Source organism: Pleurocapsa sp. CCALA 161, from assembly GCF_003003995.1.
In the GTDB taxonomy this organism is placed as follows: domain Bacteria; phylum Cyanobacteriota; class Cyanobacteriia; order Cyanobacteriales; family Xenococcaceae; genus Waterburya.
Genome location: NZ_PVWF01000007.1, coordinates 39,955 through 62,644, shown reverse-complemented (window position 1 = coordinate 62,644; position 22,690 = coordinate 39,955). Strand labels below are relative to the sequence as shown.

General features: G+C 40.3%; 21 protein-coding genes and 2 pseudogenes. 12 read left to right on the top strand and 11 right to left on the bottom strand.

Annotated elements, in window-relative coordinates; genetic code table 11:
* Window positions 1–13: 13 nt before the first annotated feature.
* The 3 genes from C7B62_RS03340 to C7B62_RS03330 form a co-directional block, all read right to left on the bottom strand.
* Complete coding sequence (locus C7B62_RS03340; protein WP_106233195.1) at window positions 14–1,369, bottom strand: glutathione synthase; 1,356 nt, start codon at window positions 1,367–1,369, stop codon at window positions 14–16.
* An 82-nt stretch (window positions 1,370–1,451) separates the two neighbouring features.
* Window positions 1,452–2,120 (bottom strand): CDP-alcohol phosphatidyltransferase family protein, encoded by a 669-nt coding sequence (locus tag C7B62_RS03335; protein WP_106233194.1) that lies wholly within the window; start codon window positions 2,118–2,120, stop codon window positions 1,452–1,454.
* Between the two features lie 90 nt (window positions 2,121–2,210).
* A complete protein-coding gene (locus C7B62_RS03330; RefSeq protein ID WP_106233193.1) occupies window positions 2,211–4,136 on the bottom strand; it encodes a S9 family peptidase in 1,926 nt (641 codons plus the stop codon).
* A gap of 616 nt (window positions 4,137–4,752) precedes the next feature.
* Here C7B62_RS03330 and C7B62_RS03325 point away from each other — a divergent pair.
* The 4 genes from C7B62_RS03325 (at window position 4,753) to C7B62_RS03310 (ending at window position 8,038) form a co-directional block, all read left to right on the top strand.
* The gene (locus C7B62_RS03325) at window positions 4,753–5,709 is read left to right on the top strand and encodes an RNA polymerase sigma factor, RpoD/SigA family (RefSeq protein ID WP_106233192.1); all 957 of its coding nucleotides are present in this window, start codon (window positions 4,753–4,755) and stop codon (window positions 5,707–5,709) included.
* Window positions 5,710–5,957: 248 nt separating this feature from the next.
* Complete coding sequence (locus C7B62_RS03320; RefSeq protein ID WP_106233191.1) at window positions 5,958–6,284, top strand: DUF760 domain-containing protein; 327 nt, start codon at window positions 5,958–5,960, stop codon at window positions 6,282–6,284.
* 156 nt (window positions 6,285–6,440) lie between these two features.
* Window positions 6,441–6,863: an 8-oxo-dGTP diphosphatase MutT gene (gene mutT / locus C7B62_RS03315; protein ID WP_106233190.1), complete on the top strand. Its 423-nt coding sequence runs from the start codon at window positions 6,441–6,443 to the stop codon at window positions 6,861–6,863.
* The gene (locus C7B62_RS03310; protein WP_158260621.1) at window positions 6,860–8,038 is read left to right on the top strand and encodes a PleD family two-component system response regulator; all 1,179 of its coding nucleotides are present in this window, start codon (window positions 6,860–6,862) and stop codon (window positions 8,036–8,038) included. Before mutT ends, C7B62_RS03310 begins: the two co-directional genes overlap by 4 nt.
* A 112-nt stretch (window positions 8,039–8,150) precedes the next feature.
* Here C7B62_RS03310 and tgt read toward each other — a convergent pair whose 3' ends face one another.
* Window positions 8,151–9,266, bottom strand: a complete 1,116-nt coding sequence (gene tgt, locus C7B62_RS03305; RefSeq protein ID WP_106233188.1) for a tRNA guanosine(34) transglycosylase Tgt — start codon at window positions 9,264–9,266, stop codon at window positions 8,151–8,153.
* Window positions 9,267–9,318: 52 nt separating this feature from the next.
* Window positions 9,319–9,765 (bottom strand): hypothetical protein, encoded by a 447-nt coding sequence (locus C7B62_RS03300; protein WP_106233187.1) that lies wholly within the window; start codon window positions 9,763–9,765, stop codon window positions 9,319–9,321.
* Window positions 9,766–9,906: 141 nt separating this feature from the next.
* On the opposite strand from C7B62_RS03300, the gene cobS reads away from it, so the two are divergent.
* Window positions 9,907–10,692: an adenosylcobinamide-GDP ribazoletransferase gene (gene cobS, locus C7B62_RS03295; RefSeq protein ID WP_106233186.1), complete on the top strand. Its 786-nt coding sequence runs from the start codon at window positions 9,907–9,909 to the stop codon at window positions 10,690–10,692.
* Here cobS and C7B62_RS03290 read toward each other — a convergent pair.
* Window positions 10,689–10,886, bottom strand: a pseudogene (locus tag C7B62_RS03290) (helix-turn-helix domain-containing protein); the annotation flags it as partial. The gene cobS and the pseudogene C7B62_RS03290 sit on opposite strands and share 4 nt — an antisense overlap.
* Here C7B62_RS03290 and C7B62_RS27050 point away from each other — a divergent pair.
* From C7B62_RS27050 to C7B62_RS03275, 3 genes and pseudogenes are all read left to right on the top strand, one after another.
* Window positions 10,876–11,281 (top strand): annotated as a pseudogene (locus C7B62_RS27050) (FMN-dependent NADH-azoreductase); the annotation flags it as partial. The pseudogenes C7B62_RS03290 and C7B62_RS27050 overlap by 11 nt on opposite strands.
* Before the next feature lie 228 nt (window positions 11,282–11,509).
* On the top strand, window positions 11,510–13,861 hold the full coding sequence (gene recJ / locus C7B62_RS03280) for a single-stranded-DNA-specific exonuclease RecJ (protein ID WP_106233185.1): 2,352 nt from the start codon (window positions 11,510–11,512) through the stop codon (window positions 13,859–13,861).
* A 92-nt stretch (window positions 13,862–13,953) separates the two neighbouring features.
* Window positions 13,954–14,700 (top strand): NUDIX domain-containing protein, encoded by a 747-nt coding sequence (locus tag C7B62_RS03275; RefSeq protein ID WP_106233184.1) that lies wholly within the window; start codon window positions 13,954–13,956, stop codon window positions 14,698–14,700.
* A 67-nt stretch (window positions 14,701–14,767) separates the two neighbouring features.
* On the opposite strand, the gene C7B62_RS03270 is transcribed toward C7B62_RS03275, so the two are convergent.
* A complete protein-coding gene (locus C7B62_RS03270; protein ID WP_106233183.1) occupies window positions 14,768–15,277 on the bottom strand; it encodes a hypothetical protein in 510 nt (169 codons plus the stop codon).
* Window positions 15,278–15,393: 116 nt separating this feature from the next.
* On the opposite strand from C7B62_RS03270, the gene C7B62_RS03265 reads away from it, so the two are divergent.
* The 4 genes from C7B62_RS03265 to C7B62_RS03250 are packed head-to-tail and all read left to right on the top strand — an operon-like array spanning window position 15,394 to window position 19,378.
* Complete coding sequence (locus tag C7B62_RS03265) at window positions 15,394–17,097, top strand: NAD+ synthase (RefSeq protein ID WP_106233182.1); 1,704 nt, start codon at window positions 15,394–15,396, stop codon at window positions 17,095–17,097.
* Window positions 17,094–17,960, top strand: coding sequence for a carbohydrate ABC transporter permease (locus C7B62_RS03260; RefSeq protein ID WP_106233181.1), 867 nt, complete (start codon window positions 17,094–17,096; stop codon window positions 17,958–17,960). Before C7B62_RS03265 ends, C7B62_RS03260 begins: the two co-directional genes overlap by 4 nt.
* Before the next feature lie 42 nt (window positions 17,961–18,002).
* A complete protein-coding gene (locus tag C7B62_RS03255) occupies window positions 18,003–18,557 on the top strand; it encodes a thermonuclease family protein (RefSeq protein ID WP_106233180.1) in 555 nt (184 codons plus the stop codon).
* Complete coding sequence (locus tag C7B62_RS03250; RefSeq protein ID WP_106233179.1) at window positions 18,554–19,378, top strand: inositol monophosphatase family protein; 825 nt, start codon at window positions 18,554–18,556, stop codon at window positions 19,376–19,378. Before C7B62_RS03255 ends, C7B62_RS03250 begins: the two co-directional genes overlap by 4 nt.
* Before the next feature lie 182 nt (window positions 19,379–19,560).
* Here the strand turns inward: C7B62_RS03250 and C7B62_RS03245 are convergent, their stop codons facing one another.
* From C7B62_RS03245 to C7B62_RS03230, 4 genes are all read right to left on the bottom strand, one after another.
* The gene (locus C7B62_RS03245) at window positions 19,561–19,974 is read right to left on the bottom strand and encodes a hypothetical protein (protein ID WP_106233178.1); all 414 of its coding nucleotides are present in this window, start codon (window positions 19,972–19,974) and stop codon (window positions 19,561–19,563) included.
* Between the two features lie 166 nt (window positions 19,975–20,140).
* Window positions 20,141–20,887, bottom strand: coding sequence for a hypothetical protein (locus tag C7B62_RS03240; RefSeq protein ID WP_233219789.1), 747 nt, complete (start codon window positions 20,885–20,887; stop codon window positions 20,141–20,143).
* Between the two features lie 71 nt (window positions 20,888–20,958).
* Window positions 20,959–21,369 carry a peptide-methionine (R)-S-oxide reductase MsrB gene (msrB, locus tag C7B62_RS03235; RefSeq protein ID WP_106233176.1) on the bottom strand — a complete coding sequence of 137 codons (411 nt, stop codon included), beginning with the start codon at window positions 21,367–21,369 and terminating at the stop codon, window positions 20,959–20,961.
* A 71-nt stretch (window positions 21,370–21,440) separates the two neighbouring features.
* On the bottom strand, window positions 21,441–22,535 hold the full coding sequence (locus C7B62_RS03230) for a cell wall metabolism sensor histidine kinase WalK (protein ID WP_106233175.1): 1,095 nt from the start codon (window positions 22,533–22,535) through the stop codon (window positions 21,441–21,443).
* Between the last annotated feature and the right edge of the window lie 155 nt (window positions 22,536–22,690).

The following is a 22,690-nucleotide window of genomic DNA, read 5'->3' as shown; positions in this document are numbered from 1 at the left end:
TCGGATAAAAGGACTAGGTATTACTTTTAACCAAACTGTTGAGATGTCCATATCCCGCCGATATACCCCCCTCGTTCATCTCGCCAAGCTTAGTACGCACGAGATAACCTGCTGCTTGATTGGTTAAAATGCGATCGCCATGAGCAATTAAGATACCATATTGACCAATTTCGTGTACTACCTGTCCTTGCCAGAGTTTTCCATCCCTTAGACCCCAGCCAGGAGACACAGGTGGATATAGTCGTTCCATTAAAATGTATGCGTTACCTGCTTCTGCTGGTAGATTTTGTAGACATTGACGCAAATCTTCACCATATAGATTAAAACCGCCACCCTCCCGCTGGGGTTTAAGCACAAATTGCTCTGGTTGTAAAATAGCTGCTTCTTTGGCTAGCATCATTTTGCCTTCAAATTTAATCTGCACATCAAGAGTATAAATCTGGGCAAAGGCAGTTCTAACTATAGCAATATCCTCTTCGTCAAGAAAGAGCTTTAACAGTTGAGGATTCGTTAATACTTGCTGAATTTTCTTAGTTCCTGCTAAATGAGTTGGTAAATCTGGCACAGAAACTGTCGTTGAACGAGCAATTAACTGACGACCTTGACGAGCTATTTTGCTTTCGAGTTCATCAGGACGGTAACCCGCTCGAAAATAAGTAATAGCAGCAATTTCACCGTTAAGTAAGAGATGACCCTGACGTACTTCTCCCTGTTCGCCAATTGCTTCGAGGCTAGCGCGTACAACTTTGATACCCCGTTCAATCAGGGCGATTTCTAAAAGACGCTGATCGAAAACATTACGCTCGTTAGCTTGAACCACAAACAGCACACAAGCATTTAAAACATTATACTCCTTCATCACCGTCACAAAGGCATCAGCAACGGCAGCGATTGGCTGATTAGGTAACAAGTCCCAGGTTTCTTTCTGAAGATTACCCCATATTTTATGGAATTCGGTGATTTTTTCCGATAAACCGATATAGCTGGCGGCAATAGTATTAAATTCTACTTGGCGTAAGCCGTCTGTTTGCGTCATGAAGTAATCACTGCGGGTAAGAGAAAACCGCAAACTATCTTGACGACGTTGTTCTTGAGCTAGAGATAACAAAAAGCCCGTATACTCGTCACTAGCAGCAGTAAATTGAAGCTGTTCTACCAGAAAATCTAAATCGTTGGCTACTCGATGAATTAAAAGAGCTAAAGGTTGAGCTAAAGACTCTAGTTGGGTAATCAACAGGTTGGTGATAATAGCTGGTGAAAGCATTAAGGGACAATGGGTTAAGTCTCCCGTCTGAGTGCGTTGTAGTAAGGCACAAGCCAGGGCAAGATCCACTGCGCTGGAAATGTCTGCTTCAGGGTACTGTTTCATCAGCGATCTAGATGACTAAATGATTTAAATGATTTAAATGATTGAGGCTGGATATTGGCTTAATTAGTATAGAACAATATGATTATTCAGTTGCCGATTTAGCTTCACGACTAATTAAATCTAGTTTGGCTATTTCTTGTCCTGCTGCCTGTAGCTGAAGAATATTAGTCGCCTGTTTCAATAAATAAATTGGCAAGAAAACTATTAGCAATAATTGCCAAATATTTGTCTGCCAGCCAGCTAAATTTATACTTATTCCTACTAGATAAAAATCAAGATATAGTAGGAGATAAAATAGTTCATTACCCAGAATCAGCAAATCCATAAAAGGTTTTTTGCCATAATAAAGCTTCAGTAATGCATTATTCGACCATTGAGCCGAATCTTTATGACTGGCTGATCCCCGCATTCCTGTAGCGTAAATTAAATAATAATGACTGCTAATATCAAGGGCGATCGCGCCAATAAATGCTAATAAATAATGAGGATATAGCTGTGCCAAAATCAGACATAAACCCGCTGTTGCCGAACGATCCGCCACCATATCTAAGGCAGCACCAAAATTACTACTTTGATTATAGGCACGAGCAGCTCGGCCATCAAATTCATCTAAAATAAAGGCGATCGCATATAGTCCAATACACAGTTGCCAGTAACCTAAACTATGACTAATAAAGCTGGCTAGATAAAAAATAAATCTGACATAGCCAATTAGATTGGGGATATAAAAGAATACTTGGTTAATCGCCATTGCTGTGAATTAAGTAGGTAAACAAAATTATTTAGATATTTTTTCATTAGTAATATTTTTAGTTTTTAGTTTTTAGTTCCTAGTTTTTACCTATAAATTAATTATTTCGATCTGTTCGAGCCGATCTGCTGGTTCAAAACCAAAGATACGGGAATAAAAGTAAAATTCGCTATCCAAAGCTTTTTGAATATTTTCAGCAATCCGAAAACCATGAGCCTCCTGTTCAAAAGCAATATAAGCCACGGGTAAACCCTTTTTTTTGATCGCCTCAAACATCATTTCCGCCTGATTTGGGGGTACTACCTGGTCTTTTAATCCCTGAAAGAAGATCACAGGACAGTCTAACTGTTCGATAAAGTAAATCGGCGATCGCTCTTGATAAATAGCTCGATCTTCAGGATACTTGCCCACTAAACGATCTAAATAGCGAGATTCAAACTTATGAGTATCTTTGGCTAAGATCTCTAGATCGCTCACGCCATAGTAACTTGCCCCTGCTTTAAAAGTATCGCGAAAGGTTAAGGCAGCTAGAGTAGTATAGCCTCCTGCACTGCTGCCTGTAATCACTAGGCGATCGCCATCTACGCTTTTGCGCTCAACCAAATACTTAGCAGCGTTAATACAATCATCTACGTCAACAATTCCCCACTTGCCGTCTAGTCGCTGACGATACTGACGACCATAACCAATGCTGCCACCATAATTCACATCTAAATAGCCAAAACCACGACTAGTCCAGTACTGAATTCGCAGGTTCAATTCCACCGCAGCAGCGGCTGTGGGCCCTCCATGACTATTGACTATTAAAGGAGGCAGTTCTCCTGACATAGCTAGGTAATCTTTATTTTCTGGAGCATAATACCAAGCATGAGCAGTTAAACCTTCGCTACTGGGAAAAGCGATCGCCTCTGGTAGCGATAAATAGCCAGGGTCAATCTGAACCTCTCCTGTACGCCGTAGTATTTGTTCTCTCAAGGTATTTAAATCCAGCTTAATTACCGCCGTTGTTTCTGTGGGAGAACCACCTATAAAAATGACAAAATCATCGCTGCCTTGAAGATCGGAAATATTAGTATATCTAGTTTTAATTTCGCTAAACTGTTTGGTTTTTAAGTCAATTTTGCCTAAATGCCAGCAGCCATCGGCTGAATAAGCACAGATGATAGACTCTCCCACCACAGCATAAGTAGATAAGCCAAATATCCAATGAGGATAGGCAAACTCAGCAGATTTTTGCTGGAGAATCTCTACCTGACCATCTGGTTTTCGCCGATATAAATTCCACCAGTTAGTGCGATCGCTTGAGAAGTAAAGAGTCCCATCATCACCCCACTTGGGTTCACAGATCGATTCGGCTGTTCCTCCTGCAATTAATTTAGGCTCTAAAACCATCCCCTCCGCGTCAAGCTGCGCCAGCCAGAGATGAGTACTATCCCAGGGCATATTAGGATGATTCCAACTCAACCAGGCTAGATACTCCCCATCAGGACTCAAACGGGGAGAAGAATAAAAATCGCTACCCGCAACTAAATCTTGCATTCTCCCTGTATTGAGATTAATGGTAACGATACTATTTTTGGCTTCGCCAGCTAAAGAATGATCTTCACAGACACAAATCAGACGATTTCTGTCTCGATCAACGATTAGATCCCCATAGCGTCGCTCCAATTTATCTGTCAAAGGATAGGGTTGCGTGCCAATTACCTGTTGATAAATTCTGCCATCTTGATAGTTAGAAAAATAAATTGTATTTTCTTCAACTACGAATGCACCACCTCCATATTCGTGAATTTTACTACGCACGCTTAAGGGTGCGGGGGTAAAATTTTTCACCTCTGTCTGATTGCCGTAGCCGATCAGCAAATTTCTTCCTTGTTCTTGGGGTCTTTTTTCTACCCAATAAATGTTTCCTTGGTTGACAGCCAAACTGCTAATGCCGACAGTCTGAGAAACGATTAAATTTGAGGTTATGGGCGATTGCCAAGAACCACAAGCAGCCACTTGAGGAGTATTCATAGATTCTAATTTATTGTAGGAAAATTCCTGTGTCTGACGCTTAATTATTTTTACAGTTTTCCGATCACAGTTCCCATAGTAGTATTTTATGTAAAGCAACTTGACAAAATAGTGAAATCAAACTGTCGCTCAACATTGGGGCATTTTAGCTGGCTCTTATGGGAATTGAAAGCTTTAGCCGAATAATTGTTAGTTAAACTGTTGATATGTCTCAGATTAAACAGGTAATTAGACCAATTTGTTGCCAGTGTTGCATTTTTGCCTTTGTTTTATCGATATGATTTTTTAATAAGTGGCACTAAATAATTATCAATTCTCATTCACTAACAAGTATTTTAAATAAACTTTACATAAGTTAACTAAAATCGTGTATCTTAGAATTTAGTGAGAGTAAGAACACAAATACTATTTTTTCAAAAACATGCTATAGATAGACCGAAAAAAAGCTGTTATAGCTAAGATAAAGCTACAGGAGTCAGCTATTCAAAATTTATTGACCATGACAGGCAGCGTTTTTGTTACAAAAGTAAATGCGTATTCTCATAAATACTGGCTATGAGTATGGCAGCTTAGAAACTTTTTCTTACACCACCAAAATCAACAAGCATATCGCGTAATGAAAACAGCACAGAAATCTAACGACTTGGTTAGAAGCTATCTCAAAGAAATAGGTCGTGTTCCTCTGCTAACTCATGAGGAAGAAATTCTCTATTCCAAAAGAGTCCAAAAAGCGATCGCTTTAACTAGAGTCAAAGAGTCTTTAATTGAAGAACTTGACATAGAGCCTACCACAGAAGAATGGGCAAAAGCAGCCGGAACAACTCCTAGCGAGTTACTGACAGCGATCGAGTCAGGGGAGTCTGCTAAAAGAAAAATGGTGGAAGCAAACCTGCGACTAGTAGTTTCTGTAGCAAAAAAGTATTTAAAGCGTAATTTGGATCTCTTGGATTTGATTCAGGAGGGAACAATTGGGATGCAGCGAGGAGTAGAAAAATTCGACCCCACCAAAGGATATCGTTTTAGTACCTATGCCTACTGGTGGATTCGCCAGGCAATCACTAGAGCGATCGCTGAAAAAGGTCGTACCATTCGGCTACCAATTCATATTACCGAAAAGCTCAACAAGATTAAGAAAGCTCAAAGACAGTTAGCCCAGCAAAAAGGAAGAACGGCGACTATTGCCGAACTGGCTCAAGAGCTAGAGCTTACTCCCAAACAGGTACGTGATTATCTAGAAAAGTCTCGCCAGCCAATTTCCCTCGACGTAAGAGTTGGAGATAACAACGATACTGAACTTGGCGATATGCTGGAAGATTCAGGACAATCCCCTGAAGACTTCGCCACCTCTTCTTCCTTAAAAAGAGACTTGGACAAACTAATGGGAGATTTAACCCCCCAGCAAAAAGAAGTAATTAGTTTGCGATTTGGTTTGGCCGATGGTAAACCGATGACATTAGCCAAGATTGGTGAGTGCCTCAGTATTAGCCGAGAAAGGGTGCGCCAAATCGAGCGAGAAGCTTTATCTAAGCTCCGTAAGCGTAAAATGGCAATTAGAGAGTATCTTGCTAGCTAAGAGTCGAATATTTTGCTATTGATCGGAAAACTCTCTGTCGAGAGTTCGGTTCTACGTAACCTAAGATCAATAGCAGGGTGTTTTAATAAAATGGCAGACAACTAGATTGGTACATCATACTAAATCCCTTGCATATATATATAGGATATAGGTTATTTAAAAAATTGAGTAATGAGTCCTAAAGGACGAAGGCTTGAGCGGATTTAGTATCAGTCGTAGTTCTATTAATCCTAGTCAGGAGGCTAAAAGTGAGCAATAAAGATATTTCTCAGAGTACTTTCAAGCGTAGCGAAAATGAAAACTCACTATGGCATTATGTTCAATCTTTGAGTCCTGAAACCATCACTCATCTCTCCCAGCCTGAATCGCCAGAGGTGTTTGAAATCATCGAACAAAATATTACTGGCTTGTTAGGCAGTATGCCCCAGGAAGAATTTCAGATGCAAATTAATACCAATCGCCAGAGTTTAGGGCGATTATTGGCATCTGCCATGATTAGTGGTTATTTCTTACGCAATGCTGAACAGAGGATGGGCTTTGAGCAATCCTTGATGGGAACTGGGATCGATAATTAAGACCTGCCAACATCAATTTAAACTAATATATGTGGATATATATGTAATAATTAGCAACCTTAACTAAGTTAAGGTTGCTTTGCACTATTTACAATTTTGACATTTTTAAATTAACTTATAATTCCGACAAAAAATAGCAAAAATAGCAAGCGTTGTATGCCATTAACCTCACTTCCTCTGACAAACAAACAGATTGGAGTAGCTGTAATCAAGAATCAGCAGGGAAAAATTCTGATAGATCGGCGAAAACAATCAGGAGAAATGGGTGGATTATGGGAGTTTCCTGGGGGCAAAATTGAGCTAGGAGAAACCGTTGAAGAATGTATTCAGCGTGAAGTTAAAGAAGAATTAGATATTGAGATTGCAGTAGGCGATCGCTTGACAACAATTACTCATACCTATAAAACTTTTAATGTGACCTTATATGTTCATGACTGCCAATATTTAAGCGGTCAAGCAAAAACTCTGGAGTGCGAAGAGATTCAATGGGTAAAACCTGCCCAAATGAATCAATACCAATTTCCTTCAGCCAATATCCAAATAATCAATCTTCTTCAGCAAAGGGGCATAAGCAAATGAGTCCCAAAAATACTTCTAACAATTTAATCATTCGTGAATTTACTGTTGCCAAGCAGATCAAACTGTTTATTTCCCTGCAAGAGGCACATCTGAGTGGAAAGTTAACCTTTAGCGATCCTCTCAAAGAACAGGAATGGCACGTTTATCTTTATTTAGGAGATATTGTCTACGCCACAGGAGGTGTCCATCCAATTCGACGGTGGCAACGGAATCTAATTTTAAACTTGCCGCAAGTTCCTTTTCAGCTTTCAAATCTACAAGCAGAACTTACGCAGCGCAGAGCAGACTTAAGTGATAATATTTGGGAATATGAGCAACTAGCCGACTGGGTTGATCGGCAAACGATTACCCCTCAGCAGGCTAAAAATGCGATCGCTTTTGTCGTTAGTGAGATTATTTTTGATCTAACCCAAGCAAAACAAGTTATTTGTCGTCTTAACCAAGACAATGTTTTAGTACCAACTTTAGAATTAATTCAACCCCAGAGTGTAATCACTCAACTAGAGCAAGTTTGGTCGTGCTGGCAAGAGGCTCAAGTGACAGATCGTCTGCCCAACATGGCTCCTGTAATCCTTCAACCCAAACAGCTTCAAGAAAAAACTTCGATTTCTGCTTATCAAAGTCTGTGTAAACTACTCAATGGTAATAGGACTCTAAGAGATTTATCTGTTCAGTTAAGAACTTCCCCCTTACAAGTAATCTGCTCTCTCTTGCCGTATATTCAGTCAGGTATTTTCGGTTTAGTTGATATTCCCGACTTGCTAGAAATAATCAGTCCTCACCAAGAGAATTATGAGCATCAAGATCGTCCTTTAATTGCTTGTGTTGATGATAGTCCGATGGTTTCTCATTTGATGGAGCAAATTATTGGTATGGCTGGCTATCGCTTTTTGGCAGTTAACGATCCTCGTGATGCAGCTAGGGTTTTAATCAGTAGTCAACCAGATCTGATTTTTTTAGATATTGTTATGCCTACAATTAGCGGATATGATTTATGCGCCAAACTGCGACAATATCCAGAATTTGCCCAAACACCAATTATTTTTCTAACTAGCAATTCAGGACTAATCGATCGCTTCAGAGCAAGAATGGCCGGCTCATCCGACTTTTTACGTAAAACCGTTGATGCTGATGAACTAGTGCAAAAGATTGTTGAGCATTTGGGAAATAGGTAGTAGGTAGTAGGTAGTCCTAAAGGATAAGCTTCGCAAATAGGTAGTAGGTAGTAGGTAGTAGGTAGTAGGTAGTAGCGCCAAGTTTCGTGCTTTTTCGCGCTTCATACCGAGATTAGTTATCAGCTTCATCATTAAGCCAATGAGCAAAATCGGTGGCAAAAGTTCCCTTGAAAATAGCCTCGCGAATTTCTTGGGTAAAACGAATTAATTCCGTAATGTTGTGGAGAGAGAGCATAATGTAGCCTACCATTTCTTGCGATCGCAGCATATGGTTAAGATAAGCACGGCTAAAATTCTGACAGGCATAACAAGAGCAGGTTTCATCCAGGGGTCGATAGTCTCGCTTATAGGTGGCATTTTTGATATTAGTCCGTTTACCGCGAATTAAAGCAGCACCATGACGACCTAAACGAGTAGGAATCACACAGTCAAATAAATCTATCCCTGAGGCGATCGCCTGAGCCATTTCTCGATAGGTTCCCACCCCCATTAGATAGCGGGGTTTATTGGCAGGTAATAAAGGAGCAGTATGGCGCACCGTGGCGTTGATCAATTGCGGATCTTCGCCGACGCTCACCCCACCAATAGCATAACCAGGTAGATCCAATTCAGCTAGCTGTTCGACGGCTTTTTGCCGAAGATCTAAATGTATTCCTCCCTGAACAATGCCAAATAAAGCTTGGCGAGCCGTATTTTGATGTTGGGCAACACATCTTTTTAACCACCGATAACTACGATCTGTTGCAGCCTGAACCTGTTCTTTAGTCGCATCCGCTGGGGGACATTCATCAAACGCCATAATCACGTCTGCCCCCAAAGCATTCTGAATCTGAATTGAACGCTCTGGGGTAATGTTGATCGTGCTACCGTCACGAGGAGACTTAAAAATAACTCCTTCTTCGCTTACTTTACGCATTTCGCTCAAGCTAAAAACCTGAAACCCTCCTGAATCGGTGAGAATAGGTTTATTCCACGCCATAAAACGATGTAACCCTCCCGCTTCTCTGACTATATCTTCCCCTGGCTGAAGATGAAGATGGTAGGTATTAGCCAAAATCATTTGCGAATTAGCAGCCTCAAGCTGTTGCGGGATTACGCCCTTAACCGTAGCTAAAGTGCCAACAGGCATAAATCTTGGTGTCTCAACAATCCCATGAGGAGTATGAAATACTCCCGCCCGCGCTTGAGTATGGCTACAGTTAGCCTGACATGCAAATGAAAATCCCACGATTAACCTTTTTTCTTAGCTTATAGCCTATAGCTTACAGCTTATAGCCACCCTAAAAGTCATCATCATCAAGCTGAACATCTAAACGAGCAGTTAAAACGTCCGTTACCATCGCCTCTATGGTATCGGCATCAATATTTTTGGCGATCGCTTGAGGTTGAGTGTTACGGCAAATGGGAATTAGACTAAGTTGGCGATTGTCTTGGACTAAATTAAAACAAGCTTCGCCATCAGTAGATTTACTGAGATGAAGATAATCAAAACTCTGAATATTGATATAGATTTTTTGATTAGCAATCAATGTAGACTGATTGTAGTCGCTAAATATTTCTTGAATATATCCTTTGCCTTGACTAGTTTTTTGACCACTAATTTTATGGATATATTGAACATGACATAAATCAGTCAATAAGCGTTTCATATCATCTTGGTTGATGACAATGCCTTCATCTACAATACAGGGAGCGGGTAGCGATTCCATGGCTTGATGTTTGCTCATAAGAAGTATATTTGAAGTGTCAAATTACCTAGCTAAATATTTTGTTGTAAGAAATATGCCGTAAAAATAAAGTAGCTTATGAAACAATATTAGCCCAACATTCCCCACATATTTAATCAAATTTTAAGCAAATATTTTTTCTTGTTCAAAATACCTATTAATAACATTTGGTCGTATCTTACAGACGTAATCACGTCATTTGCCAGTGGAGTAATATTTTATACAGTTATACCATTGCCAGCTAAATGGACGAATAACTGGTCTAGGATTGCTCGTTGGTGTCCGCTGGTGGGATTGGTGATTGGCTTAATCCTGTTTCTTTTTGTCAGCACAATCAAAATGAGGATACCTGATTTAACTTGTAATGCCTTAACTGTAGCGGTTTGGGTTTGGGTTACAGGCGGGCTACATCTTGATGGGGCGATGGATACCGCAGATGGTTTGTCGGTAACTAGTCCTGAACGTCGTTTGGAGGTGATGAAGGATAGTGCTACAGGAGCTTTCGGGGCGATCGCCGCCATAATTATTCTCTTGCTTAAAACCGTAACTCTGAGTGAGATGTCTTTGCCTTTGTGGTTGGTATTACTTTCGGCGACAGGTTGGGCGAGATGGGGACAAGTTTGCGCGATCGCTTTTTATCCTTACCTTAGAGCTACAGGCAAGGGTTCATTTCATCAAGAGAATTTGCGCTTACCCCAAGATATTTTATTAGGCTTGGTGGTTTTACTTTGTTTTAGTGGCTTGTGGCTGACGGTAGATTACTTATCCTGGTGGCAAATAGGTTTGATTGTTGGGGGGAATATCGCGATCGCCCTGTTAACAGGCTATTGGTTTTACAGGCAGCTAGGAGGGCATACAGGGGATACTTATGGCGCAGTAGTTGAATGGAGCGAGGTTTTGATTTTATGCTTGCTGACGGCGTTTTAGTAGGTTGTTCTGAAGGCTTTGGGTGTCATGCCTGTAAGTTGACGAAATTGTTTGCTTAGATGGCTGTGACTGCTAAAACCACAGGTAAAGGCAATATTTACAATTGATTTGTCTGTTTGCTTTAACAACTGCTTTGCTCGTTCGATGCGTTGTTGGAGTAAGTATTGATATGGAGGCTTGCCAAGCGATCGCTTGGTCGATGAATTTTTAGCTGCCGACATCTACGTCATTGGTGTTCCTATGGACAATTTCAGCGTTCCCAGTACGTTTAAGGCTTACATCGACCAACTAGTGAGAGTAGGGCGAACCTTTGCGTTTGAACCAGAGGATTCTGCAAATCCTCATAAACCGCTAGTATTGGGGAAGAAAATGTATATTATCACAGCGCGAGGTGATGCTGGATTTGAACCTGGTGAGCGCAACGAGGAAATGAATATATCAAAATCCTTATTTAAGAACGATCTTCGGATTTATTGGCATTACTGACATCACCTTCGTTAATGTTGAGAATGATGAGTTTGGTGGGAAAAAACTAGCAGAGTCGATCGCCAACGCTCGCCATCAAATCGCTCAATTGATCGAGGTTTAACAAAGCTATAAGCCTAGTTTAATTTCTCCACAAATTTAAGTGGAATAAGACATAGTGGAGGTTAAATCCCCTACTATGTTAGCTGACAGCTTACGGCTTAGAGCTAACCGCGAAGCGGTTTTAAATGATTAATTTCTATATATCTAGGGTAATTTGATATATACAGCCGTTAAGATCAACATTCTAGGTTTAGCGATCGCTGGTGAATAACTTGATAATTAGTAACTAATGAAAGAGAAGTGGCATTTACCGACATCAATAGCGCCTTGGGAGTTTGTTCAAGGAGTGCAGCAAATTACAGGCAGAGATAGTAAATATTGCGCCCAACTGCTATGGCAAAGAGGAATTAGAGATTTAGATCAGTTGCCAGGGTTTTTAGATGCGGCTTTATATCAACCTACTAATGCTTCTGCGTTTGGGATGGAGATGGAATGGGCGATCGCTCGATTAAAACAGGCACGAGATCGCGCTGAGAAAGTCACGATTTGGGGAGATTTTGATGCGGATGGGATTACTTCTACTAGTGTTTTATGGGATGGTTTAGGACAGTTTTTCCCTCAGCATTTGCAGCTTGACTACTATATTCCCAATCGAATGACGGAATCCCATGGCTTGAATTGTCCAGGAATAGCTAGATTAGGTTCGGCGGAAACCAAGTTAATTGTTACTTGCGATACGGGTAGCACCAATTTAGAAGAGATTGCCTACGCTAGGTCATTAGGTATTGAGATTATTATCACCGATCATCATACTCTGCCTGATACTCGTCCTGAAGTTACGGCAATTATTAATCCTCGTTATTTTGAGCAATCTCATCCTCTGTATAATCTTTCTGGGGTAGCAGTCGCCTACAAGTTAGTTGAGGCGCTGTATGAGGCATTGCCCGATCTGCCTCTTCAGCCGATTGAGAATTTATTAGATTTAGTGGCGATTGGTTTGATTGCCGATCTGGTGGAGTTAAAAGGAGACTGTCGTTATCTGGCACAGGTAGGAATTCAGCAGCTTAGAAAACAGGTGAATCCTGCGACGATGACTCGCCCTGGAGTAGCTAAGTTATTAGATTTATGTAAACGCAATGGCGATCGCCCGACGGATATTTCTTTTGGTTTAGGGCCAAGAATTAATGCTGTCAGTCGGATTCACGGTGATGCTAGTTTTTGTGTAGAGTTACTTACTAGTAAGGATGAGCAGCGCTGTAATTATCTAGCCGAAGAAGCAGAATTGGCTAATGCTCGTCGTAAATCATTACAGAAAGACACTATTAAGCAAGTCACGAAAAAGTTAGAACAGCTAGATTTATCGACTACCTCGGTCATTGTCCTCGAAGATCCTCAATGGCAGGGTGGGGTATTGGGTTTGGCTGCGGGACAAATTGCCCAAGAATATGGTCGCCCAACGGTGTTGTTGAGTAGGGACGTTTCCCTAAAAGACTCGCTTGGCATCGCGCGAAACGCCCCTACTCCTCATGAAATCATGGCACGGGGATCTGCAAGATCCGTTAACGGCATCGATCTCTATCAACTAGTTAAATCCCAATCCAATTTACTGCATCGTTTTGGAGGACATCCCTTTGCTGCGGGGTTAAGTTTACCTTTGGCAAATCTAGATTTATTTAGAGAGGGAATAAATCAACAACTACGACAACAGACTAATATAGCTGAGATGATGCCCCAGATAGATATTGATCTAGTGGTTACTGTGGCAGATCTGGGGGAAGATTTATTCAAGGAGTTAAGACAGCTTGAACCCTATGGCATGGGTAATCCTGTCCCTAAACTGCTAATTAAAGACTGCTGGTTTAAAAACCCTTGGAATAAAAATATTCAAGATAATCGCGGTCAAAAAATTGAATATATCAAAACCACGTTTCAGATTGGGGATGACTCCAGTAATCAAGGATTTCCTGGACTATGGTGGGGACATTATAAAGATGAAATTCCTGTAACAGGAAAGTGGGATGCGATCGCCGAATTAGACTTTAATACCTTTAGTAAACGCTATGAAATCCGCTTAGTTACTCTCGGTTTAGCAGCGAATGATTCTAGCAGGAATTCAGCATTAAATCAGACACATCAGTTAATCGATCGCCGTTCGACTCCTCAAGTATTAGACAATTTAGAAGTTCCCCCAGAACAAGCTAGCTTTTTACAACAGTGTCCTGATAACTGGGGCAAGATTTGCCGAGAGTATCAACAGGCTTTAAAAGGCGATCGCTCTTTGGTTTTGGCTTATGAAGCAGCTTCAATAGATGCTATGGCTATTTGGCAGCAGCTAGTGGGTATTGCCAAATATCTTAGTCGCACCCAGAAATCAGTAACCAAATCACAAATACAGGCAAAATTAAACTTAAGCGATCGCGCTTTTGATTTAGGGTTAAAAGCATTATCTGATGTAGGATTAACAGCTAAATTACAAGGAAATCAATATTACTTTGATTTAATTACTAACAACATTGATATAAATTCAAATAATAGTCTTGATTCTTTTTTATCAATAATCCAAGAAGAAAATTTTCAACAGCAATATTTTTATCAAGTACCCTTGTCTACTATCAATCAACAATTACTGGTCAATAATTAAAAGATGCTATTAATCTTCTTCAACTAAAGCGATCGCTTTTAAACTAAGATATTATTCTTTTTTCCTTGTGAAATATTTATTTTAAAATTTATATGAAAATTAATTCTCAGACCATAGCTAAAAATAATAGTCAATTAAAAAAGCTAGCTGATTTTAAAGTTGGTGTTGATAATGTAATCTTTTCAGTAGATACGGCTTATAACCGCGTACTAGTTCTCTTAAGAAAAAGAAATGAAGATCCTTTTAACCATTATTGGAGTTTGCCAGGAACTTTAGTCCGTCAAGGAGAATCATTGACAGATGCTGCCTATCGTACCTTAGCTGAGAAAATTCAAGTAGATAATCTATATTTAGAACAGCTATATTCTTTTGGCGATCCTGGCAGAGATCCCAGAGAAAATCCTAGTAGTTTCGGAGTCAGATATCTATCTGTTAGTTACTTTGCTTTAGTAAGATATCAAGCAGCCAAAATCATCAATAAAAAAAATTATGATATTTCTTGGTATAAAGTAACTGAAATTCCCCCCCTAGCTTTTGATCATGATGAGATTCTTAATTATGGCTGGAATCGACTAAAAAATAAGCTGCAATATAGTCCTATTGCTTTTGATGTCTTACCACCAGAGTTTACTTTAAACGAAGTTTACCAACTCTACTGCACAATTTTAGGCGAACATTTTTCTGATTATTCCAATTTTCGTTCTCGCTTATTAAAATTAGGGTTTTTGTCAGATACAGGAAAAAAAGTATGCCGTGGCGCTGGTCGTCCAGCTAGTTTATACAAGTTTGATTCAGAAGCTTTTGCACCCTTAAAAGATAAACCTTTGTTATTTATTTAAAATTAATTAATAATAAAATAAAGATGAAAATATTTTTCCAATGAAGCATCGTAAAACTTGAAATTGATCAATCATATATATAACCCTCAAACATAATCAAGTTATCTTGATCATTAATGAAAATTTTTGAACCTCTTCCATACTCATGATGAAAACCGTGATCCGTAAATAACTTTGCATCTTCATTATTAAGCTTGGAAATAAATTTAGCACATCCTTCTTTTGACTCTACCTCCCGTCGAAAATCGAATAAAAAATCTTCGTTATCTAGATTTGGGTTTTGATTTAAGTAATTAAATTTACTCTTAGATGCAGGATAATATCCATCTGGATAATGAAAGACAAAACACATATTGCTTGATAATACTTCCATATACTGTTTGGAATAAACTAATTCAAATGATTCTGGTAAATAATCATGAGATATAATAGCAGTTAATTCTATTGCTTCATTCTTATTAGGACTTGAGGGGAATATAACGCTAAAAATAACGAAAAAAATAACGCCAAATAAACATATAGCTGGCGATAAAAACAATGCAACCAACACATAGTATAAAAAACTATTTTTCTTCATTCTAAATAAATCACTAAAATATTAATATAATTTTGACTTCCTTAAATTTTTTTAGTTATACATATAATCAATAATTCATCATTAATACAATTGTTTTATTCCAAAAATTATTCACCATGAAAATAGCGATCGCCCAACTAAACCCAACTATCGGCGACATTACCAATAATGCCCAGCAGATACTTACTGCTGCTAGAAATGTAGCCCAAGAAAATGTTCGTTTATTACTAACCCCTGAATTATCTCTTTGTGGCTATCCTCCTAGAGATTTACTGCTCGATCCAGGCTTTGTCGAGTCCATGAATCAAGAATTACAGGCGATCGCATCTCAGCTACCGAAAAATGTAGCAGTGTTGATCGGCACAGTAGAAACTAATCCCCACGCAGCTTCCAAAGGACAAAAATCACTGTATAACAGTATGGCGCTATTAGATGGGGGAGAAGTTAAACAAGTCTTTCATAAGCGCTTATTGCCTACTTATGACGTATTTGATGAGGATCGTTATTTTGAACCTGGATATGAGGCTAATTGTCTTACCGTCGATGGGATCAAGTTTGGGGTAAGTATCTGCGAAGATTTATGGAATGATGAACAGTTTTGGGGTAAACGTAGCTATGAAGTCAACCCGATAGAAGAATTGGCACAATTAGGTGTAGATGTGATTGTTAATCTGTCGGCTTCTCCCTATACGGTAGGCAAACAGCAATTAAGAGAGGCGATGCTGCACCACGCAGCGACTGTTTATCAAAAGCCAATTTTATATGTCAATCAAGTGGGAGGAAATGATGATCTGGTATTTGATGGTAACAGTCTGGCATTTAATGGTGCGGGGGAAATAGTCGATCGCGCTCAAGGTTTTGATACGGATGTGGTCATAGTGGAATCGGCTGAGTTGTTTGCTAACTCTAAATCTCCCCTAACCCACGGCGATCGCTTCAAGTTGGAGAATCCCCTTAATCAGGAGGGAATTGAGGAAGCTAATCAAGAAGTATACAGTGCCTTAATCTTGGGAGTGAAAGACTACGCCAGGAAGTGTGGTTTTAGCCAGGCGATCTTAGGCTTAAGTGGGGGGATTGATTCTGCTTTAGTAGCAGCGATCGCTTCAGCAGCATTGGGTGCAGAGAATGTTCTGGGGGTGCTGATGCCATCTCCCTATAGTTCAGCGCATTCTGTCAGTGATGCGATGGATTTAGTAAATAGCTTGGGGATCAAAAGCCAGAAGCTGGAAATCAAAGCAGCAATGGAGGTATATGATCGCCTACTCCAGCCGATGTTTGCAGGGACAGAGTTGGGAATTGCCGAGGAGAATATTCAATCGCGGATACGGGGTAATTTATTAATGGCGATCGCCAATAAGTTTAACTATTTGCTACTCTCTACAGGAAACAAATCAGAGATGGCGGTAGGTTACTGTACTCTGTATGGTGATATGAACGGCGGGTTAGCGGTAATTGCTGATGTGCCAAAAACCAGGGTATTTGAATTGTGTCGCTGGTTGAATCGTCACCAAGAAGTCATCCCTGCCAATATTATTACCAAACCTCCTAGTGCCGAGTTGAAACCAGAGCAAAAAGACTCTGATTCATTACCGCCTTATGAAATCTTAGACGACATACTCGATCGCCTAATTTGTCAGCATCAATCCTCAGCAGAAATAGTCGCCAGTGGACACGATCGCTCCATAGTGAGTAAAGTAAGGGCGTTAGTTACTCGTGCAGAATTTAAACGCCGTCAAGCACCTCCAGGGATTAAGATCACCGATCGCGCCTTTGGTACTGGCTGGCGGATGCCGATCGCCAAGAGATTACCTACCATATGAATCAGCAAAAGCTAACTCCTTATTTATTTTTATTGCCAGCGATCGCTTTATTAGGATTAACCGTATTCTTCCCAGCGTTCCAAGCATTTGCCCTCAGTTTTACTCGCTATGAATACGATATTACCCAGCCTCCAGAGTGGATTGGGCTGGAAAATTTTAACAGGCTTTGGCAAGATGAGGTGTTTTGGCAAACTATTAAAAATACCTTGCTATATTTAATTGGCGTAGTGCCAATTTTAGTCATTGCACCTTTAGGTTTAGCCATCATTGTCAATCAAAAACTACGGGGAATTAACTGGTTTCGGACTGCCTTTTATACTCCTGTAGTAATTTCCATAGTGGTGGCAGGCATTACCTGGAAGGCTCTCTATACTCAAAATGGCTTATTAAATCAATTTCTCAAGCAGCTAGGATTTACCGAAGGTATACCCTGGTTAACCGATCCTCAACTAGCTCTTTGGAGTGTAATGCTAGTGACGATCTGGAAAGGCTTAGGCTACTATATGGTGATTTATTTAGCTGGCTTACAGTCAATCTCTCCTGAACTTTATGAAGCTGCGGCGATTGATGGCTCAGATAGCTGGCAAAAGCATCTAGATATTACTCTTCCTCTGATGCGTCCTTATCTATTTTTAGTCGGCGTAATCTCGGCAATTTCGGCAACTAAAGTCTTTGAAGAAATATTTATTATGACTCAAGGAGGCCCTGGCAATAGCTCTAAAACCGTAGTTTACTATCTTTATGAACGAGCATTTCAAGATTTAGATATTAGCTATGCCTGCACCATTGGTTTAGTTCTGTTTTTAGGTATTTTAGGACTTTCGATCATCAATTTGAAGTTGACCGCCGAGAATAATCAGTAATCAAGATAGGAGGGAACGGCCGTTCTCCCATACAAAAGGGTCATGAAGATTAACGCTGTGATTGTATGCTGCTGTTTAATATTGTTATTTGGCTGTAATGCTACCCCTGAAAAGAAAAACTTGTTTTCAGCAGAAGTTACGCGGGTAGTTAGTGGTCAAGCAGTAGAAGTTATCTTGACAGGTACGTCTGAGGTGGTCAAGCTGAGGATTGAAGGTATTGATGCTCCCGACTGGCGACAGTCTCCTTGGGGAGAAACAGCCAAGCAAAAGCTGACAGAATTAGTTCTGGGAAAACCAATCAAAATTGAGGCAGAAAATCTGGTACGCGATTACAACCATTCGAGTGCAAGCTCTCCAGGTATGCTCCGCGATCGCTATAATCGAATTCAAGGACATCTCTGGCAGGAACAAACTTTAGTCAGTCAAGAATTAATTAAATCAGGATGTGTGCTGGTAAACGATAGATATCCCCATTCCTATAGTAAGCTGCTTATGGAGTCTCAAGAATATGCACGCTTACTGGGTTACGGAATTTGGAATCCACAGCAGGCAATGCGCTACACTCCTAGTCAATTTCGTTCAATGAATAAACCATGACTCAACCTGCCACCGAACAACTACAGATTTTTCTCGATGTCGCTACCGCATCAGTTATGGCCGCCGGAGCAGTCTTGAAAGAACGCTGGGGTAAATTCAATAATATTCAAGAAAAGGGTCGTCCTGGCGATTTGGTCACCGAGGCGGACAAGCTAGCAGAGGCAGAAGTTCTTAAAGTCTTGAAACGCCATCTTCCTGAACATCAAATTTTGGCAGAAGAATCGGGAGCATTGGGTAATACTGATAGTGAATATCTCTGGGCGATCGATCCTTTGGACGGTACTACAAACTACGCCCATGGCTTACCTTTAGCAGCAACCTCTGTTGGCTTAATGATTAATGGAGTCCCCGCAGTGGGTGCAGTATATAATCCTTTTAGCGATGAGCTATTTCAAGCAGCAACAGGCTTAGGTGCAACCTGTAATCGTCGTCCGATTAAAGTTTCGGCAACTCAAGCATTAAGTAAAAGCCTTTTGATTACTGGATTTGCCTATGATCGACGGGAAACCAAAGACAATAATTATGCAGAGTTTTGTCATCTCACTCATTTAACTCAAGGAGTGCGTCGCTTGGGATGCGCTTCGATGGATTTGGCAGGAGTAGCCTGCGGTAGACTAGACGGCTATTGGGAACGAGGAATTCAACCCTGGGATATGGCAGCAGGAATCGTCATTTTACGGGAAGCAGGAGGTAAAGTAACTGCATATGATGGTAGTCCTCTAGACATTGCTTCTGGTCGGATCTTGGCAACTAATGGCTTGATTCATGGCGAATTGAGTAAAGCACTTGGAGAAACTCCTGCTTTAAAAGAATGGCAGTAGTAATCAACTAACTTTAGTTCGGGTTAAGAATAGATCTTTTACACGAAATCAGGCGATTAGGCTTCCCTAAAGTATTCACTAAAGTACTAGCTTATCCGCCTATGCAAGCGTATCGCCAATTGAGAATCAAAAGATAAGGGAAAAAATCTAGATATTGTAATGTTGTACTGGCTCAAAGCAAATTAATCAGTATTTTCTAATGTTTTGCTGCTAAGTATGGCGATCGCGACTAATTCTAAAATCAATGCAGCGATCGCCGTTGAGCTAAGCTGGATTAATCCCACATCTGCGGTATTAAATAATCCGTCTTTGACACTTAAATAAGCAGAAATGATGTCGGTCAAATCGATAACAACGCAACCAATCAAGAGCATTTTGACTTGGGTTTTATCTGCTATGGCAATTAATACCGCGATCGCCATATCTCTAATTGCCCAGGCGCGAATAGCATAAGGCATTTGAGGATTAGAAGCTAAAGATATTCCTGTTTCTGCCATGAACATATGAGGTGCTGCGTACCCAAAGATACTCAAACCAAAGCGAATCAGACACATTAAGCCGATCAATAATGCCACATACCAAACTTGATTTCTCATATTCACCTACTCCCAGAATTTCAATTAAACTTAGCTAGACCTTAAATTCTTTTAGTTACCAAAGTAAAGTAGCTACTTTTTAGTAAGCTAGGAACTAAAAATAAAGCATTAAGAGAAGGAGAAGTAATTGCTCATTGTTCACTGTTCATTGTTGAACTGCTGTAACCTAAAATAAAAACTCTAAATTAATTCCCGCACGACTATCATGATCCTCAAGAGAATTTTGCCATTCTAAATCCGTAGACAGGCGCAACTTAGAAGTAACAGCATAGCCAACCGAGAGGGAAGTTATGCCCACTTCCTCACTACCTCCTGGAGAAATGTAGCTTTGAGATAGAGAGATATCTCCCCCACCAGTGCGGGAAAAAGCCAGCATGAGTCTTAAACCTAGGTGCAATCCATCGGTATTAAAGTCATTGCTTTGAACATAACGATAACCAATTAAAGGAGCGAGATTAAAATAGTTGCCCAAAGGCAAGACAAAATAATGCAAGTCTGCACCGTAGGCATTGCGATCGCCATTAAAAGCAGACTGGTAATCGGCACTAATGGTTAAACCAGTTCGTTCAATAAATATATCTTCAATGCCAACATTGATTCCTCCTGTATTATCCGTACTCGGAAAAGTCGTGAAACCTAAGCGTAAGCGAGTACGAAAACTAGGATCATAGCGAATATCTTCCAATAAGTCGGGTGCTTCCTTCAGCCAACGTTGTAAAGTAGGGCTTTCTTCAAGTACGCGATCTGGGATGTTTGGCGTGTTTTGTCTGTTGTGTCTGTCTCTTATATCATCGGTTGATCTAGTTGAATTTGTGGCTTGAGCATTGACTAAGTTGGCAACGCTAAGTAAGACAATTTGCCAACTCAGCATGATCCCTAATAGCTTTAAGAGATTAAGATTAATGGCGTTCAAAAATATACCCTGAATTTTCCTTAGCCAATCTAGTTTAAATCACTAAATGATGAAATGATAGTTGGCAATTTCTAGTTTTCAGGAACAAACTTGAGGGATACACCATTCATACAGTAACGTTGTCCCGTGGGTTTAGGTCCATCATTAAAGACATGACCTAAATGACCACCACAGCGACTACAATGTACTTCTGTTCTGGTCATAAATAAGGTGCGATCAACTGTAGTCGCGATCGCACCCTCTAAAGGCTGATAAAAACTAGGCCATCCTGTCCCACTATTGAATTTGGTGTCGGAAGTAAATAGCGGTTGACCACAGCCTTTACAAACATAAGTACCCTCGTCATAAACTTTATCCAAAGGACTTGTCCCTGCTCGCTCTGTACCGTGTTTACGTAGCACTTTAAACTCTTCTGGAGTCAGGCTTTCTTTCCACTCCTGTTCGGTTTTTTGAATTTCGTATTGATTTTTGGAGGTTGTCATAATTAGTAAATTGATAATTGTGAAGAATTGCAAATATTACTATTATGACGCGAATCGCCTCTAACTGATTACTAGGCAAGTGGCAGACAAAAACGGAAAGTACTGCCTGTACCTAATTCACTTTCCACTTCAATTCGACCACCTTGTAATTCCACCAGCCTAAGAGCGATCGCCAGACCAATTCCCGTTCCCCCCGAATGACTAGAACGAGAGGGATCGGCTCGCCAAAAACGCTCAAAGAGAAAGGGTAAATCCTCTTCGGCGATGCCAATTCCTGTGTCAGTAACGGAGATCCAAATCTGACGATTGATTTTTTTAGCTTCAACGGTGATTGAGCCTGTTTCGGTGTAGCGGATCGCATTACCAAGTAAATTGACCAGAATTTGTTCAGTGCGATCGCGATCGGCCAAGACAGCAGGAAGATCTTTAGGGCATTTTAGTTCTAAACTTGGACCATCTTCTAATAGCTGATCGGCAAATCGTTCTACGAGGGAAGTTAGTAAAGGATATAAATTTAATGGTTTAGAGTCAATTGATAAGTATCCTGCTTCTGCTTTAGAAAGCTCCTGTAGATCGTGAATGAGACGCTCTAAACGTCTAGTTTCTTTAATTAAACGAAGGTAAAGTTGAGGACTGCCTTCAATTCTGCCCTCAGCCAGTTCTTCTAGATATCCCCGCATCACAGTTAAAGGAGTGCGCAGTTCATGGGTGAGATCGCTAATCAACTCTCTTCGTCTTTGCTCCACATTACCAATGCTGCTAGCCATGGAGTTAAAACTAACGCTCAGTTGATTAAGTTCAGAAATATCGCTACCAGGAACTCTTTCTTCTAAGTCTCCTGCGGCAAATTTTTGGGTAATACGCCTCATTTGCGTTACAGGCTGGGTAATGCGTTTAGAAGAGACATAGCTGACTGCACCTGCTGCACCTGAACCAACAATTACCGACAAGATTGCACTCCGATTCCAGGCATTTTGGAATCCATCAACCAAATAGGTTCGAGCCGAGCGGACAGTAAAAAGACCGCGCTTTTCTAACTGTTCTAGACGGAAGACAAACATCCTGGGGGACGATACTTTAGCAATGATGACAAAACTGCCTAATCCCACCATCATGACTAATAAGTGTGAGATAAATAAACGCGCCCCTAGACTTAGCTTAGGCATTATGTAACTAATAATTTCAATGGCGATCGCCTAACAATTAGACATAGCCAATCTTAACTTTTTTCTGTAGTTAATTTAAGTTATTTAATCTAAATAAACTCACAAGCTTTTGCTAATAATTCTTCAAGAAATACAAATAGCAATTTCACTGAGAT

Excerpts from the sequence above, each read along its gene's own strand:
- C7B62_RS03340 (WP_106233195.1), bottom strand. The coding sequence starts at position 1,369 with ATGAAACAGTACCCTGAAGCAGACATTTCCAGCGCAGTGGATCTTGCC.
- C7B62_RS03335 (WP_106233194.1), bottom strand. The coding sequence starts at position 2,120 with ATGGCGATTAACCAAGTATTCTTTTATATCCCCAATCTAATTGGCTAT.
- C7B62_RS03330 (WP_106233193.1), bottom strand. The coding sequence starts at position 4,136 with ATGAATACTCCTCAAGTGGCTGCTTGTGGTTCTTGGCAATCGCCCATA.
- C7B62_RS03325 (WP_106233192.1), top strand. The coding sequence starts at position 4,753 with ATGAAAACAGCACAGAAATCTAACGACTTGGTTAGAAGCTATCTCAAA.
- mutT (WP_106233190.1), top strand. The coding sequence starts at position 6,441 with ATGCCATTAACCTCACTTCCTCTGACAAACAAACAGATTGGAGTAGCT.
- C7B62_RS03310 (WP_158260621.1), top strand. The coding sequence starts at position 6,860 with ATGAGTCCCAAAAATACTTCTAACAATTTAATCATTCGTGAATTTACT.
- C7B62_RS03300 (WP_106233187.1), bottom strand. The coding sequence starts at position 9,765 with ATGAGCAAACATCAAGCCATGGAATCGCTACCCGCTCCCTGTATTGTA.
- recJ (WP_106233185.1), top strand. The coding sequence starts at position 11,510 with ATGAAAGAGAAGTGGCATTTACCGACATCAATAGCGCCTTGGGAGTTT.
- C7B62_RS03275 (WP_106233184.1), top strand. The coding sequence starts at position 13,954 with ATGAAAATTAATTCTCAGACCATAGCTAAAAATAATAGTCAATTAAAA.
- C7B62_RS03270 (WP_106233183.1), bottom strand. The coding sequence starts at position 15,277 with ATGAAGAAAAATAGTTTTTTATACTATGTGTTGGTTGCATTGTTTTTA.
- C7B62_RS03265 (WP_106233182.1), top strand. The coding sequence starts at position 15,394 with ATGAAAATAGCGATCGCCCAACTAAACCCAACTATCGGCGACATTACC.
- C7B62_RS03260 (WP_106233181.1), top strand. The coding sequence starts at position 17,094 with ATGAATCAGCAAAAGCTAACTCCTTATTTATTTTTATTGCCAGCGATC.
- C7B62_RS03255 (WP_106233180.1), top strand. The coding sequence starts at position 18,003 with ATGAAGATTAACGCTGTGATTGTATGCTGCTGTTTAATATTGTTATTT.
- C7B62_RS03250 (WP_106233179.1), top strand. The coding sequence starts at position 18,554 with ATGACTCAACCTGCCACCGAACAACTACAGATTTTTCTCGATGTCGCT.
- C7B62_RS03245 (WP_106233178.1), bottom strand. The coding sequence starts at position 19,974 with ATGAGAAATCAAGTTTGGTATGTGGCATTATTGATCGGCTTAATGTGT.
- msrB (WP_106233176.1), bottom strand. The coding sequence starts at position 21,369 with ATGACAACCTCCAAAAATCAATACGAAATTCAAAAAACCGAACAGGAG.
- C7B62_RS03230 (WP_106233175.1), bottom strand. The coding sequence starts at position 22,535 with ATGCCTAAGCTAAGTCTAGGGGCGCGTTTATTTATCTCACACTTATTA.